The 13,373-nt window shown below is 72.0% G+C and carries 12 protein-coding genes; 2 read left to right on the top strand and 10 right to left on the bottom strand.

Annotated features, from left to right (window positions below; all coding sequences use genetic code 11):
- Nucleotides 1–7: 7 nt before the first annotated feature.
- The 9 genes from OG430_RS07540 to OG430_RS07500 all read right to left on the bottom strand — a co-directional run bounded on the left by OG430_RS07540 (nucleotide 8) and on the right by OG430_RS07500 (nucleotide 9,578).
- Entirely contained in the window at nucleotides 8–805 is a 798-nt protein-coding gene (locus OG430_RS07540; protein ID WP_327351639.1) for an ABC transporter ATP-binding protein, read from the bottom strand.
- Nucleotides 802–1,689 (bottom strand): ABC transporter permease, encoded by an 888-nt coding sequence (locus OG430_RS07535; protein WP_327351638.1) that lies wholly within the window; start codon nucleotides 1,687–1,689, stop codon nucleotides 802–804. Before OG430_RS07535 ends, OG430_RS07540 begins: the two co-directional genes overlap by 4 nt.
- The gene (locus OG430_RS07530) at nucleotides 1,686–3,032 is read right to left on the bottom strand and encodes an ABC transporter substrate-binding protein (protein WP_327351637.1); all 1,347 of its coding nucleotides are present in this window, start codon (nucleotides 3,030–3,032) and stop codon (nucleotides 1,686–1,688) included. Before OG430_RS07530 ends, OG430_RS07535 begins: the two co-directional genes overlap by 4 nt.
- Before the next feature lie 50 nt (nucleotides 3,033–3,082).
- The gene (locus OG430_RS07525; RefSeq protein ID WP_327351636.1) at nucleotides 3,083–3,310 is read right to left on the bottom strand and encodes a 4Fe-4S dicluster domain-containing protein; all 228 of its coding nucleotides are present in this window, start codon (nucleotides 3,308–3,310) and stop codon (nucleotides 3,083–3,085) included.
- Between the two features lie 97 nt (nucleotides 3,311–3,407).
- A complete protein-coding gene (locus OG430_RS07520) occupies nucleotides 3,408–4,175 on the bottom strand; it encodes a GntR family transcriptional regulator (RefSeq protein WP_327351635.1) in 768 nt (255 codons plus the stop codon).
- 205 nt (nucleotides 4,176–4,380) lie between these two features.
- Nucleotides 4,381–5,289, bottom strand: coding sequence for a phosphatase domain-containing protein (locus OG430_RS07515; RefSeq protein ID WP_327351634.1), 909 nt, complete (start codon nucleotides 5,287–5,289; stop codon nucleotides 4,381–4,383).
- Nucleotides 5,289–6,431: an RNA ligase gene (locus OG430_RS07510; RefSeq protein WP_327351633.1), complete on the bottom strand. Its 1,143-nt coding sequence runs from the start codon at nucleotides 6,429–6,431 to the stop codon at nucleotides 5,289–5,291. Before OG430_RS07510 ends, OG430_RS07515 begins: the two co-directional genes overlap by 1 nt.
- A gap of 105 nt (nucleotides 6,432–6,536) precedes the next feature.
- Entirely contained in the window at nucleotides 6,537–8,204 is a 1,668-nt protein-coding gene (locus OG430_RS07505) for an IclR family transcriptional regulator domain-containing protein (RefSeq protein ID WP_327351632.1), read from the bottom strand.
- Nucleotides 8,205–8,288: 84 nt separating this feature from the next.
- A complete protein-coding gene (locus OG430_RS07500) occupies nucleotides 8,289–9,578 on the bottom strand; it encodes an MFS transporter (RefSeq protein ID WP_327351631.1) in 1,290 nt (429 codons plus the stop codon).
- Nucleotides 9,579–9,918: 340 nt separating this feature from the next.
- Here OG430_RS07500 and OG430_RS07495 point away from each other — a divergent pair, with 340 nt between their 5' ends.
- Nucleotides 9,919–11,139 (top strand): oxygenase MpaB family protein, encoded by a 1,221-nt coding sequence (locus OG430_RS07495; protein WP_327351630.1) that lies wholly within the window; start codon nucleotides 9,919–9,921, stop codon nucleotides 11,137–11,139.
- A gap of 30 nt (nucleotides 11,140–11,169) precedes the next feature.
- Nucleotides 11,170–12,393, top strand: coding sequence for an oxygenase MpaB family protein (locus OG430_RS07490; protein WP_327351629.1), 1,224 nt, complete (start codon nucleotides 11,170–11,172; stop codon nucleotides 12,391–12,393).
- Nucleotides 12,394–12,437: 44 nt separating this feature from the next.
- Here the strand turns inward: OG430_RS07490 and OG430_RS07485 are convergent, their stop codons facing one another.
- Entirely contained in the window at nucleotides 12,438–12,962 is a 525-nt protein-coding gene (locus OG430_RS07485; RefSeq protein ID WP_327351628.1) for an HPP family protein, read from the bottom strand.
- Nucleotides 12,963–13,373 lie beyond the last annotated feature (411 nt).

Below are 13,373 nucleotides of genomic sequence, written 5' to 3'. Positions count from 1 at the left end.
GGTTCGGTCAGAGGGAGGCGAGGACGCGTCGGCGCAGGGCGACCGTGCCGGCGGCCTGCCGTGCCTCGCGGTCCCGCGGGTACGGCACGTCGAAGACCTCGCCGGACGCCAACTGGGCGACGCGGTCGCCGAGATGGAGGGCCTCGTCCACGTCGTGGGTGACGAAGACGACGGTCGCGCCGGTGCCGTTGAGGATGTCCACAAGAAGGTCCTGCATTCCGGCGCGCGTGTGCGCGTCCAGGGCGCCGAAGGGCTCGTCCATCAGGACCGTGCGGGGCCGGCCGGCCAAGGCGCGGGCCAGCTGGACGCGTTGACGCTGTCCGCCGGAGAGCTGGTGCGGCAGCTTGTGGGCGTGGTCGGCGAGACCGACCCGGTCCAGCCAGTCGGCCGCGGCCGCTCTGCGTTCGGCCCGGGGCTGCCGGCGGATGGCCAGGGGCAGTTCGACGTTGGCGCGCACGGTGCGCCACGGCAGCAGGGCATCGTGCTGGAAGACCAGGGCCCGGTCGGCATCCGGGCGGGCGATCGGCTCACCGTCCTCGGCCACCTCCCCCGCCAGCGCGGGCAGCAGTCCGGCGAGCGTGCGCAGCAGGGTGGACTTGCCGCAGCCGGACGGGCCGACCACGGCGAGCAGTTCACCGGGCGCGATCCGCAGATCGAGGGTGCCCGCCACGGCGGTGCCGCCCGGATGGCCGAGCTGTACGCCGTGCAGGGCGAGTTCGGCGCCGGTCGTCGCGGACGCGGTGGACACGCTCGACGTGGCGGACGAGGTCGAGGTGGCGGCCGCGGCGGTCCGGGTAGGGCTCATGGGACCGGCTCCTTCTCGGGTACGGGGGTGGAGGCGGCGGTGCGAGCCGACGCGGCAGCGGTCGCGGGCGCGGTCGAGCGGCGCAGCACCCGTCGCGCGGGGCGTGCCGAGACCCGTTCGGCCGGGCGGGGCAGCCAGGCGGTCGCGCGTCGGCCCAGCAGCTCCACCGTCGTGGAGGTCAGCCAGCCGAGCAGGCCGATGGTGGCCATGCCGACGAAGACGCCCGGGTAGTCGACGATCGTGTAGTCCTGCCAGGTGCGATAGCCCACCCCGTACTCCCCGGAGATCATCTCGGCGGAGATCACACAGATCCACGAGACGCCGATGCCCACCGAGAGGCCCCCGAAGATGCCCGGCAGCGCGCCCGGAAGCACCACCGAGAACAGCACCCGCAGCCGGCCGCCGCCCATGGTGAGCACGGCCTCCTCCCACACCGGGCTGAGGGCCCGCACCGCATGCCGGGTCGAGACCAGCACGGGGAAGAAAGCCGCCGTGAAGGTGATGAACACGATGCCCTGCTCATTGGTGGGCAGCAGCAGGATCGCCACCGGCACCAGTGCGATGGCCGGTATCGGCCGGGCCACCTCGACCAGCGGGCCGAACAGATCGGCGGCCCAGCGCGAGCGGGCCACGGCCGTCCCGGCGGCGACCCCGAGGACCGAGGCCAGCAGGAAGCCGACCAGGATCCGGCGCAGACTGTGGCCCAGGTCCTGCCAGTACGGTGCGGTGCCGAGCCGGTCGGCGAGGGTCGCGGCCACCTCCCCGATGGTGGGGAACTGCTCGAAGCGCAGCCACAGATTGACGTCGTACGAGGTCAGCAGCTGCCACAGGCCGAGCGCCGCGGCCAGCGAACCGACCCGCACCAGACGGCGCACCGCACTCACGACGCCAGCTCCAGCGCGTCCGCGTAGCTGACGGTCCGCGCCCCCAAGTGCCCCGCGACGTACCGCTTCGCGCCGGCCGGGGTGACGAAGGCGTACAGGTCGGCGCCGTCCGCGACCCAGATCGCCCGGTTCGCGAACCACGGGGTGCCGGTCACCGCGTCGGGCACGTAGGCGGCTCGTACGTCGGCGCCGTCGATGGCCTTCAGGAGGGCCTTGGGGCTGTCGAAGGTACGCGTGGAGTCCGCGCCCTTCAGCCACAGTTGGGGCTTGGCGGCAGTGGCCTTGGGGTAGTCCGGTGAATTCACCGCCCGCTTCAGCGGGGCCGGGTCGACGAAGGCGTCCACATCGACCTCGCCGACGAGCTTGGCCGCCTTGAGGACGGGAACGTCCTTCTTCAGGGCGGCGATCAGCTCGGGGCGCAGCCGCGGGTCGAAGGTGGCGATGCCGCCCGCGCCGTTGTAGAGGTAGACGACCTCGGCGGGAAGACCCGTCGCCTTCGCGACTGCCTCGGCCGCGGCCACCGGCTCGTCACGCAGATGATCGGTGGCCCGCTTCTGCGCCGCGAGGAAGTCGTCGAGGACGCCCGCGCGCTCCCCGGCGAACTCTTCTCGTACGGTGACGCCGTGGAAGGTCGGCACGTTCAGCTCGGCCCCGTCGTACAGGGCCTCGGCCTTGCCCTCGAAGGCCAGTTGGCCGGGCCAGGCAACGAACTGGGACAGTGCGTCCACGCTTCCCGCGGTCAGCGCCGAGGCGCCCACGCTGGGCTGCTGGTTGAGCTTGCGGATCCCCTGCTCGGGGTCGATCCCGGCGCGCTGCAGTGCGCGCACCAAAGTGCCGTCGGCCGCCGAGCCGACGCTGGTGGACACCTTCTTGCCGCGCAGATCGGCCAGCGACTTCAGCGGCGAACCGGGCGCGGTGACCACGGTGTTGAGACCGCCGCGCAGGTTGTAGCCGGTGACCGCGACCAGTCGGGTGGGCTGCCCCAGCTGCTTGCCGCGGGCCGCGTTGATCAGGAGCGGGAAGTCGCCCATCGAACCGATGTCGATCTTCCCGGCGGTCATCTGGGCGGTGATCGGCGCGCCGGTCGCGTAGTCCTGCCACTTGACCTTGTAGGTGATGCCGTCCTTCTTGCCGCGCTCCTGGAGCTCCTGCTCGAAGTAGCCGAGGGAGCGGAGCAGGGTGCCCGCGGTGACGGTGTTGATGGTCTTGGACTGATAGCCGACGGTCACGGTGACCGTGCCCGAGTCGTCGGCCCCGGCCACCCCGCCGCAGGCGGTGGCGAGCGGCAGCAGCAGGGCCGCCGGGAGGAGGCGGGCGATGTGGGCAATCGGCGTGCGGTTCATGGGAGTCGGGCCTTTCGCCGGAGCGTTCGCCGGGGGTTTCACCGGAGCGTTCACCGGAGGAGATAGGGCATGTTGACGGTGACCGCGCCGGTGGGACAGCGAGCCGCGCACGGTCCGCAGTACCAGCACTCGTCGACGTGCATATAGGCCTTGCCGTTGTCCTCGCGGATCGCGAGCGAGTCGAGGGGGCACATGTCGACACAGAGCGTGCAGCCGTCGAGGCACTTGGACTCGTCGATGGTCACGGGCACATCGGCGCGCTGCGGGACCAGGGGCATGGCTGTCTCCAGGAAGGGCGGGGGGGGGGGGGGAGGAGGAAGGTGAAGTAGGCGAAGTGACGTAGGAGGAAAGCGACTTGAGGGAATTGGGGGAGCTTCAGACGGACCGGTGCAGCACGCCGCTCATGGTGATGCGGTCGCCCCGGATCCGGATGAACTCCAGGTCCACCGGCCGCCCGTCGGGCAGATGGGTCAGCCGCTCCAGCATCAGCACGGCGGATCCGCGCGGGGCCTGCAGCACCGCCGCGGAGTGCGCGTCGGCGGTGACGGCTTCGAGGGTGATCTCGGCGTGGCCGAGCGGAGCGCCGGTGAGCGATTCGAGCAGCCGGAAGATGTCGTTGTTCTCGAGGTCGCAGCCGAGCAGTTCGCCGCCCACATCCATGGGCAGATAGGAGAGATCGAGCGACAGCGGCAGCCCGTTGAGATGGCGCAGCCGCTCGATGCAGAGCACATCGCTGTGTTCGGGCAGCCCCAGCCGATGGGCCACGGGGCCGGAGGCGGTGACGGGCCCGACGGTTCGGACCTGGTTGGTGACCCGGCCGTGCTCGTGCAGGACTTCGGCAAGACCCTGCAGTCGGTCCAGGCCGTGCGGATACTTCTCGCAGACCACCACCGTGCCGACGCCGGGCTGCCGGCGCACGAGCTGTTCGCTGCGCAGCAGGTCCAGGGCCTGTCGTACGGTGTTGCGGCTGGCCCGGTAGTCGGCGGCGAGGGTGTCCTCCAGGGGCAGGACGCCCCGGGCGAAGCCGCCCGCCAGAATCTGGTGGCGCAGCAGATCGGCGAGCTGGCGCGCCTGGTCCGCACGCAGCCGACGGCGGCGCGCGGCAGCGATCGGCAGGGCGGCGGGGGTGCGTTCGGCTGGCATGGCAGGGAACGTACCCGGGGGCCCGTGGCGATGGTGTTGCCGCAGTATTGCGCCACCTGCTGCCCGATACGCGCCGCTCTGACCTGGGCATTTCATGGTGGGCGGGCAGGATCCGCCACTGCGCTGTCCGTAACGTGGACGTTCGGGCGGGCCTCGACACGAAGGAGGGGGAGCCGGGCTCCCCCTCCGTGGCGTCAGCGAGACGTCAGAAGTCCCCGTCCGCGACCTGAAGGACCGTCAGGCCGATGGCCCGCCAGGCCTGGACGACCTGGTTGCGGTCGTCCAGGACGCATGTGACGTCGTACGCGTCCCGCACGTGTGCGTCGAAGAGCTCGACCTTCACGAGCGAGTCCTTCCGGGAGTCCCCGGACGGCCGCATGAACGGGCCCGTGTACGGGACGCCGACGTGCTCGGTCAGCCACGCCTCGGTGGCCTCGCGGCAGTCGTCGGTGCGGCCCGACAGGAACACGATCCGGTTGCCCGCCGCGTGCAGCGCCCGCACGACCTGGACCACCGGCGGATTCGGCACGTCCTCGTGCACCCGGGTCTCGTCGAACGGGCTGCGGCCCGTCATCAGGGCGACCGTCCCGTCGATGTCGACCAGGACCGCCTTGGGGGTGTCCGGCTTCGGCTCGTACGTCCGCCCGACCGGGGCGGCCTCGCGGCTCTCGTCCGGCAGCGGCAGAGGGAAGGCCTTGCCGGCCAGGTAACGCAGGTGGAGGTCGCGGATGGTGTCCTCGCCCACCGACGCCGCACGGGCCGCGTCCCGCTCCAGGCAGGTCTCCAGCGGGACATCGGTGAAGTCGTGCACCTCCAGCTCCGCGCCCGCCCGGTCCGCGAGGCGGGCCAGGTCGCGGGCGACGCGCTGCGGCAGGTTGGTGTCGTCGCAGACCACGTCGTGGCCCTGGCGGAGCAGCTTGAGGATCGCCGCGTCCCGGACGGCCATGACGCGCTTCTCGGTGACGCCCTTGACGTGCTCGCCGGAGTCGAGCATGGCGCGCAGGTCGTCCCGGTTGACGCGGGCCCGGCCTGCGCGGTCCTCGGCCGTCCAGGCGCGCGCCCAGGTGGTCTTGCCGCTGGCGGGCAGGCCTCGGGTGAAGTGCAGGGTGGGCATCAGGCTGTGTCCTTGCTGGACTTGGCGTCCTCGGTGCTGACTGTGCTGTCGGTGTTCTCGGTGTCCTCGGCCGCGAAATTGGCCGGGCGCTGGTCGCCCTCCGGGCGCAGGGTGTGCCAGATCCGGGCGGACGGGTCACGGCCGTCCAGGAGCTGGAACAGCCAGGCGCGCAGCGGCGAACGGCCCGCGACGGCCGCGTACTCCTTGCGCGTCCACCCCTCGGGCAGCTCCTCGACGATGCGCGCGTGCTCGGCACGCGCCTGCGCGAGGATCGCGTCGCGCCGCCCGTTCAGGTCGGCCTCCACGTCCTTGATCCAGCCGTGGAACTCGTCCGGCAGCCCGTCGCAGATCTCGGCCGACGTGTCGCCCGCGCCGAGCCGCTCCCAGACCACGCGCGCGCTGAGGCCGGTGACGATGCGGTGCAGGGCCACGTAGTCGTCCTGCTTGATCTTGATCATGGTGTGGCCGTGGCCGGGGAAGCGCAGCACGAGGCCTTCCGCGCCCGCGCGCGGCGGGGCGGCGAGCGCGTCGGCCAGCGTCGCGAAGTCGAAGGTGTCCACCCGCGGTCCCTCCCACGGGAGTTCGTCCGCGGGGACGGGAGCACCGGTCGCCATGTCGACTCCGCCGAGCAGGACGAGGTCGTCGAGCTTGCCGTAGTCGCAGACGATCCTGTTCTCCGGGAAGATGATCTCGAAGAGGTACGTGACCCCCGGCTTGATCTCCGCGGTGGCCGCGTACCGCTCCTGCCAGACCTCGGTCGCGTGCAGCGCCTGGTCGGAGGCGAAGGAGCCCCGGGTGGCGATGGCGTGACCGCCCTCGGGCACCGGGTAGAGGATGCCGAGCGAGCCGTCGAGCTTGTCGGTCACCACGACGGGCTCGTCCAGGCCGAAGGTGCCCTCGGGGTGCTCGGCGAAGTTGAAGAACTTCGCGTACGGACGGGCGAGTATCCGGCCGTTCTCGTCGACGACCAAGCCTCGGCACTGCCGGGTGACCTCGTTCCACACGCGCTCGAACTGGGCCTTCTCGGTGTAGTTGAGAATGCGCAGGGGCAGCGAGGGGTGGCTCTGCTCGCGGATGAAGCCCTCGTCGAGGGAGCGCGCGAGCAGTGCGGGGTCGAGCAGGTCACCGAGGTGGGAAGACATGGCCTCTCCTGACAGGCCGGGGGAATGGACCGCTCGATCATGTCAGGGACGCGGTGACCAGCGCCTTCCCTTTTCTCCCCGGTGGGCTCCCGGGTGGCAGCGCGGTCAGGTCGCCGGGACGGGGGCGTACCGCGACGCCGTCCACAGGTCCTGCTCGATGCGCGAGGCCGTCTCCCGCAGCGCCGGCAGCACGTCGTCGAGGCACTCCTGGTTGCTGCGGCGGCTGCTGTGCATGGCGACGTTGACCGCGGCCACCACCTGCCCCGCGCGGTCCCGGACGGGGACGGCGACCGAGCGCAGGCCCGCCTCCAACTCGCCGTCGGTGAGGGCGTATTGCTGCTCCTGCACCCGGTCGAGAAGTACGTCCAGGGCGGGCCGTGCGGTGACGGTGGACTCGGTGAGGGCGCGCAGTTCGGCGCCGTCGAGGAGGGCGGAGCGCTCGGCCGGCGGCAGGCCGGACAGCAGGATGCGGCCCATCGAAGTGGCGTACGCGGGCAGCCGGGTGCCGAGGTGGATGTCGACGCTCATGATGCGCCCGGCGGCGGCCCGCGCCGTGTACTGGATGTCCCCGCCCGCGAGGACCGCGAGCGAGGCCGAGTCGTGCACCTGCCGCATCAGGGCGTCGAGATGGGGCGCGGCGAGGCGGGACAGCGAGGTGCGGGACAGCGGGGCGAAGCCGAGGTCCAGGACGCGCGGGGTGAGCCGGTACTGCCGCTCGTGCGCGGTGACGTAGCCGAGGTGTTCCAGGGTGATCAGGGCCCGGCGTGCGGTCGCCCGGGCCAGTCCGGTCGCCTCGGCGACTGCGGTGAGCGGCAGGGCGTCACGGCCCTCGCCGAACGCGGTCAGCACGGTCAGACCGCGGGCCAGCGACTCCACGAACTCCCGCCCGAGGGCCTGCTTCGAGGCTCCGGTCCAGTCGGCGAGCGCGGCCCGGTCCGGGGCCGGGGCGCTCGCGGCCGGGGCGCCCCGCAGGGTCTGCTCCATCGCGGCGACGGCGGTGCGCAGTCGGGGCAGCACCGCGTCCCGCAGTGAGGTGACGGTGTGCCTGCTGGTGTGGCTGACCACGCTCGCCGCGCAGACCTTGCGGCCGTCGGCGTCGTGCACGGCGACCGCGAGGGCGATCAGTCCCGGCTCCAGCAGCTGGTCGTCGACCGCCCAGCCGCGGTCTGCTGCTTCGGCCGTACGTTCCTGAAGCGCGGCCCCGTTGCGTGCGGCGTCCTGCGGCGGTCGCACCGCGGGAAAACCGCGCTGCTCCGGGTCGGCGGCGAGCCGTTCCCGCCACCGCTCCCACTGCGCCTGCGTCCACTCGGCGGCGAAGAGCGGTCCGGGTGCCATGCGTTCGAGGGGCAGCAGATCGCCGATGCGGAAGCTGAGCGTCATGGCGCGGCGGTGGGTGACCTGATGGATGAAGCGCAGGCCGTCCCCGTCGGGCACGGTCAGGGACACGGACTCGTCGAGCTCGTCGGCAAGGCGGCGCACCTGCGGGCCGAGCAGGTCGGGCAGGCGTACGGCGGCCAGATAGGCGTTGCCGAGTTCCATGATCCTGGGCTGCAGGGTCGCGGACCGGCCGGCCAGGCGCAGATAGCCCATCCGCTCGAGGGTGGCGGCGACGCGGTCGACGGTGGAGCGGGCCAGTCCGGTGGCGTGGGAGAGGTCGCGCAGGCTCAACTCGCCGTCGGTGTCGGCGAGTTCGCGCAGCACGAGAATGCCGCGCATGAGGGGCGCGACGGCTTCCGGAGGAGCTGTCTCGGGCGGGGTGTCGATCGTCGTCATGGGCTCTTTCGTGCCGGTGGTGCCGTCACCCTAACTCCGGTGCCCGGCCGGTCGGCCGGGCACCGTTGCCGCGCCCGGGCTCGCTCAGCCGGTGGCACCCGCCACCGCGGTGGCGGCCCGGTCCCGCGCGGGCCGTCTGCCCAGCGGCACCAGGGAGATCGCGGCGGCGCCGAGGACGGCCGCGACGGCGAAGGTGGTGAAGCCGAGCGAGGCATTGCCGTCGGTGAGGACGGCCCCGCCCAGCCAGGGCCCGACGACGGCTCCGGTCCGGCCCACTCCGGTGACCCAGCCCAGACCGGTGGCGCGCTCGGCGGGTGCGTACACCGTGGCGGTGGCGGCGTACACCATCACCTGCGCGCTGAACAGCCAGATGCCCGTCGCGAACACGATCACGTACGCGAGGCCCAGCGGCAGTTCGGCCCGCAGCAGGAACACCCCGCAGGCGGTCAGCACGAACCAGATCGCGGACACCTTCACCGGACCGAACCGGTCTGCGGTGCGCCCCGCCACGAGCATGCCGACGATTCCGCCCGCGTTGATCACCATCAGGAAGGTGACGGAGGAGGAAAGGCTGTAACCGGAGGCACGCATCAGCGCGGGCAGCCAGGTCGAGACGCCGTACACGAGCAGCAGTCCCGCGAACGAGGCGATCCACAGCAGGGGAGTGGCCCAGCGGGTGCCCGGCGCGAACAGGGCGCCGATCGCGGACAGCCGCCCCTTCGCGCCCGCCGCCGGTGCCTCGGCGACGCCGGGGCGCGGCAGTCGGAACCGGTCGGCTGTCGCGTACGCCTGCTCGGTGCGGCCCTTGGCGAGGAGCACGCGCGGCGACTCCGGCAGCCACTTCAGCACCAGCGGCACGGCCACCACGGCGGGGATGACGCCCGCCCAGAACACCCAGCGCCAGCCGTGCTCGGGTGCGACGGCGAGGCCGAGGCCCGTGGCCGCCATGCCGCCCGCGTGGTACGAGGTCATCATCAGGCCGGTGGCGAGGGCCGCGCGGCGCGGCGGGGCGAACTCGGCGACGATCGCGAGGCCGATGGGCATCAGCCCGCCGAGACCGAGCCCGGCGAGGAACCGTCCGGCGCCGAAGGCGGTGGCGCTCGGGGCGAGCGCGCACACCGCCGAGCCGGCCGAGAACAGCACGACGCTCGTGGTGACCAGGGGCTTGCGGCCGAGCCAGTCGGTGAGCGTGCCCGCGGTGAGCGCGCCGATCAGCATGCCGAACGTGGTCCAGGAGCCGACGGTGCCGCCGAGGGAGGTGGTGAATCCGAGCTCCGGGTCGGTGAGGAGATGGGGCATCACGGCGCCGTAGATGTTCACGTCCATGCCGTCGAAGAAGACGACGAGCCAGCACAGGGCGAGGACGGGGGCCACCGACCTGAAGGTGTGCGCGGCTGGGTGGGGTGGGCGGTGAGGGGCGGAACCGGGTGCGGTCACGGGACTTGCTCACTCTCTCTCCTGGACCCATCTCTCCCGGCCGTCGAGTTCGCCAGGTGAAATTGAGTTCGCTATCGCCGGGATGTGAGTGTCCGCACGGTGTCGTGAGCTGTCAATGCTTTGCGCGCGTTCGGGCGCCCCTCCGCTGGATCGGCGTCCCTGGAGCCCCTGGGTCGCCAACGGCCGTTCCTGCAGCAGGACTTGTGAGCCGCGCGGTGCGCTGCTAGTGATGTTACGCAGACACAGAATTCGTTTCATCGCATCAGAGAGGTGCGGTATGGCTGATGTCAGCAGACGCAAGGTGTTGATGGCAGGGGGCGCGGTCGGCGCCCTCGGTGCGCTGGGCGCCGCGATGCCCGCGCAGGCGCTGCCGTGGACCTGGTCGCCCGAGGGTTCGGTGGCGGGCGCGGGGGCCGGCGAGGACCCGCGATGGGTGTGGGACGCCGAGGCCGATCCGCTGGTCGCCTCGCTCCTCGAGCGGGGCGAAGTGCCCCGGGTCAATGAGCTGTTACGGACCTGGACGAAGAACGGCCAGCCGCTGCCGGCCGGACTGCCCGCGGATCTGCGGGACTTCATGGAGGAGGCCCGCCGACTGCCCTCCTGGGCCGACGAGGCGAAGCTCGCCACCGCGGTCGCCTTCAACGAGAAGCGCGGGCTCTACCTCGGCCTGCTGTACGGCCTGGCCAGCGGAATGATGAGCACGGTCATCCCCAAGGAAGCGCGCGCCGTCTACTACTCCAAGGGCGGCGCGGACATGAAGGACCGCATCTCCAAGACCGCCAAACTCGGCTACGACATCGGCTCGCGCAACGCCTACCGGCCCGACGGCGAGATGATCGTGACCTGCCTCAAGACCCGCCTGGTGCACGCGGCGGTCCGCCACCTGCTGCCGCAGTCCCCGCGCTGGGCGGACGCCGCCGACGAGGAAATCCCCATCAGCCAGCGGGACATGATGGTCACCTGGCACAGCCTGCCGACCACCGTCATGAAGAAGCTCACCGCGTGGAAGGTGCCGATCCCCGCCGCCGACTCGGCGGCCTTCCTGCACTCGTGGCAGCTGAGCGCGCACATGCTCGGCGTCAAGGACGAGTACATCCCCGCGTCGTGGGACGAGGCGAACGCCCAGGCGGAGCAGGTCCTCGATCCGGTGCTCGCCCCGACGCCCGAGGGCATCGAGCTGGCCGACATCCTTCTGGGCCTCGGCTCCGAGGTCGACGGCGGCCTCCTGAGCAGGCCCGTCCTCGGCTCGTTCACCCGCTTCATGCTCGGGGATCAGATCGCGGAATGGCTGAAGATCCCCAGGGAACCGCTCTGGGACCCCCTGCTCAAGGCGTCCTGGGGCCCCTTCGTCGCCGTCCGCGAAGGCCTGCTCCCCTTCCCGCTCGCCCCGAAGGCCTACTGGACCTTCGACGAGTTCCTGCGCCGGGCGACCCTGCTCTTCCTGTCCGAGGCGCGGCCGATCAGCATCGAGATCCCGGTGGCCAACCGCCCGTCCTGAACGGGCCCTACGCATACAGGAGTTGAGGACATGGCCGAACTCAGCAGGCGGAAGATGCTCGTCTCCGGCGGGGCGCTGGGCACACTCGGGGCCCTCGGGATGGCCGCCCCCGCTCACGCGCGCTCGCTGATGAACTGGACCTGGGCGCCCAGTGGTTCGGTCGCGGGGTCCGGCGCCGGCGCCGATCCGCGGTGGGTGTGGGACGAGGAGGCCGACCCCCTCGTCGCCTCACTGCTCGGCCGCGGCGCCGTACCCGAGGTCAACCGGCTGCTGTGGGGCTGGGAGCGCAACGACCAGCCCCTGCCGGCCGGACTGTCGCAGGACCTGCGGGAGTTCATAGACAAGGCGAGGCAGCTGCCGGCCTGGGCGGACCGCGACAAGCTGGAGACCGCGGCCCGGTTCAACAAGACCAGGGGCCTGTACCTCAACCTGCTCAACGGCGTGGGTGGCGGCATGCTGAGCACCGCCATTCCCAAGGAGGCACGCGCGGTCTACTACTCCAAGGGCGGCGCGGACATGGAGGACCGCGTCGCCAAGACGAGCATCCTGGGGTTCGCCGTCGGCGCCCCGAACGCGTACCGGCCGGACGGCTCCTGCATGGTCGAGGCCGTGAAGACCCGCCTGGTGCACGCGGCGGTGCGCCACCTGCTGCGGCAGTCCCCGCACTGGCCCGGCGAGATCCCGATCAGCCAGAACGACATGCTGGTCACCTGGCACACCCTGCCGACCTTCGCCATGCGCAGGATGCGTGACTGGAAGGTCCCGGTCACCGGCGCCGAGTCCGCGGCGTATCTGCACGTGTGGCAGGTGACCGCGGACCTGCTCGGCATCAAGGACGAGTACATCCCCGCGACCTGGGACGCGGCGTACTCCCAGGCGGACCAGGTGCTGCCCCCGGCCATGGGACCGACCCGCGAGGGCGTCGAGCTGACCGACATCCTGCTCGGCCAGCTCGCCGAGCAGACCAGCCCCGGCAGCATCGGCCGGCCGCTGTGCAACGCGCTCGCCCGGTATCTGGTCGGCGACGAGGTGGCCGACTGGGACGGCATTCGCCGCGAGCCGGTCTGGGACCCGGCGGTCTCGGCCGCATGGCCGGCCCTGGTGAAGTTCCGCGAGGGCCTCATTCCGCTGCCGCTGGTGCCCGAGGCCGCGTGGGTCCTGGACGAGGCCGCCCGGCGGTACATCTTGTTCTATCTGACCAAGGGCAAGGAGACGAAGATCGAGATGCCCACGGTGAACCGGCCTGCCGGGTGACCGTGGGCCGGCCTACCGACAGTGGCCCTACCGCCAGTGGGCCCCTACCACCAGTAGACGGGATACCGGGACGCCCGCTTGGCCCGCCCGGCGACGATCCCCGCGGCGACAAGGAGAACCGTGGCGGTGAGCAGCAGCGGGAGGAAGGTCAGCGGGGCAGGCGCCTGCAGGACGACGATGACGGCGGTGGCCGCGGCCGGGGAGTGCGGCGTCCTGCTGATCATCATGGTGCCCAGCGCGAGGCCGCCGGCCAGTGCGGCGGCCCACGTCGAGCTGCCGCACAGGGCCAGCACCAGATAGCCGGCGAGCGCGGACAGGAGGTGGCCGCCGATCAGGCTGCGCGGCTGCGCGAGGGGGAGCGCCGGAGTGCTGTGCACGAGGGCCGCGCTGGCCGCGAGGGGCGGTATGAGCATGGGTTCGTGCAGTACGGAGCCCGTGGCGGCCAGGAGCAGCAGCACGGAGATCGCCGAGGCGGTGGCGTGCAGGGTGTGGCGGTGCCCGGGAAAGGCGGGAGCGCGTCCGGCAAGGAGGCGCCGCACGGTCGGGCGCGATGCGGTGTCGGTACTCATGTGACTCTCGGGACCTGGGCCTGGGGCCCTGTAGTGCGGGTGGGGCGTGGAACGGTCCCGTGCTGGTGTGCAACGTGCCCCGTGACCCGGTGATCGACGGGGGCTGACCTTGCGCCGGCCTCCGGTGGGGGCGACACAGTCCAACGTTCATCTAATCAGGCGCTGGATGCGAGGTCGTCGGCGGCCGCCGCCCTGCGATTCGCAGGCCGCCTCCCCGTGGTCACCGAGGCTCACTCCCTGTGGCCACCGAGGCCCGCGAGCCGGGGCGCGGCGCCGGGGGCGTCGGCGCGGTCACCGCGCGGTACCGGCGGCGCGCGAGGTGCTGTGCGATCGCCCCATTCGAGGGGGGCGGAAATCGTCCGATCAACCACTCGACTTTGGCGCGCCGACCGCGAATTCGGCCGGTTCGGG

It is taken from the genome of Streptomyces sp. NBC_01304, assembly GCF_035975855.1.
GTDB lineage: Bacteria > Actinomycetota > Actinomycetes > Streptomycetales > Streptomycetaceae > Streptomyces.
This window is presented reverse-complemented; position numbering and strand designations above follow the sequence as displayed.

Bases quoted from the DNA above. Each gene is read 5' to 3' on its own strand.
- OG430_RS07540 (WP_327351639.1), bottom strand. From the start codon at position 805: ATGAGCCCTACCCGGACCGCCGCGGCCGCCACCTCGACCTCGTCCGCC.
- OG430_RS07530 (WP_327351637.1), bottom strand. From the start codon at position 3,032: ATGAACCGCACGCCGATTGCCCACATCGCCCGCCTCCTCCCGGCGGCC.
- OG430_RS07525 (WP_327351636.1), bottom strand. From the start codon at position 3,310: ATGCCCCTGGTCCCGCAGCGCGCCGATGTGCCCGTGACCATCGACGAG.
- OG430_RS07520 (WP_327351635.1), bottom strand. From the start codon at position 4,175: ATGCCAGCCGAACGCACCCCCGCCGCCCTGCCGATCGCTGCCGCGCGC.
- OG430_RS07515 (WP_327351634.1), bottom strand. From the start codon at position 5,289: ATGCCCACCCTGCACTTCACCCGAGGCCTGCCCGCCAGCGGCAAGACC.
- OG430_RS07510 (WP_327351633.1), bottom strand. From the start codon at position 6,431: ATGTCTTCCCACCTCGGTGACCTGCTCGACCCCGCACTGCTCGCGCGC.
- OG430_RS07505 (WP_327351632.1), bottom strand. From the start codon at position 8,204: ATGACGACGATCGACACCCCGCCCGAGACAGCTCCTCCGGAAGCCGTC.
- OG430_RS07495 (WP_327351630.1), top strand. From the start codon at position 9,919: ATGGCTGATGTCAGCAGACGCAAGGTGTTGATGGCAGGGGGCGCGGTC.
- OG430_RS07490 (WP_327351629.1), top strand. From the start codon at position 11,170: ATGGCCGAACTCAGCAGGCGGAAGATGCTCGTCTCCGGCGGGGCGCTG.
- OG430_RS07485 (WP_327351628.1), bottom strand. From the start codon at position 12,962: ATGAGTACCGACACCGCATCGCGCCCGACCGTGCGGCGCCTCCTTGCC.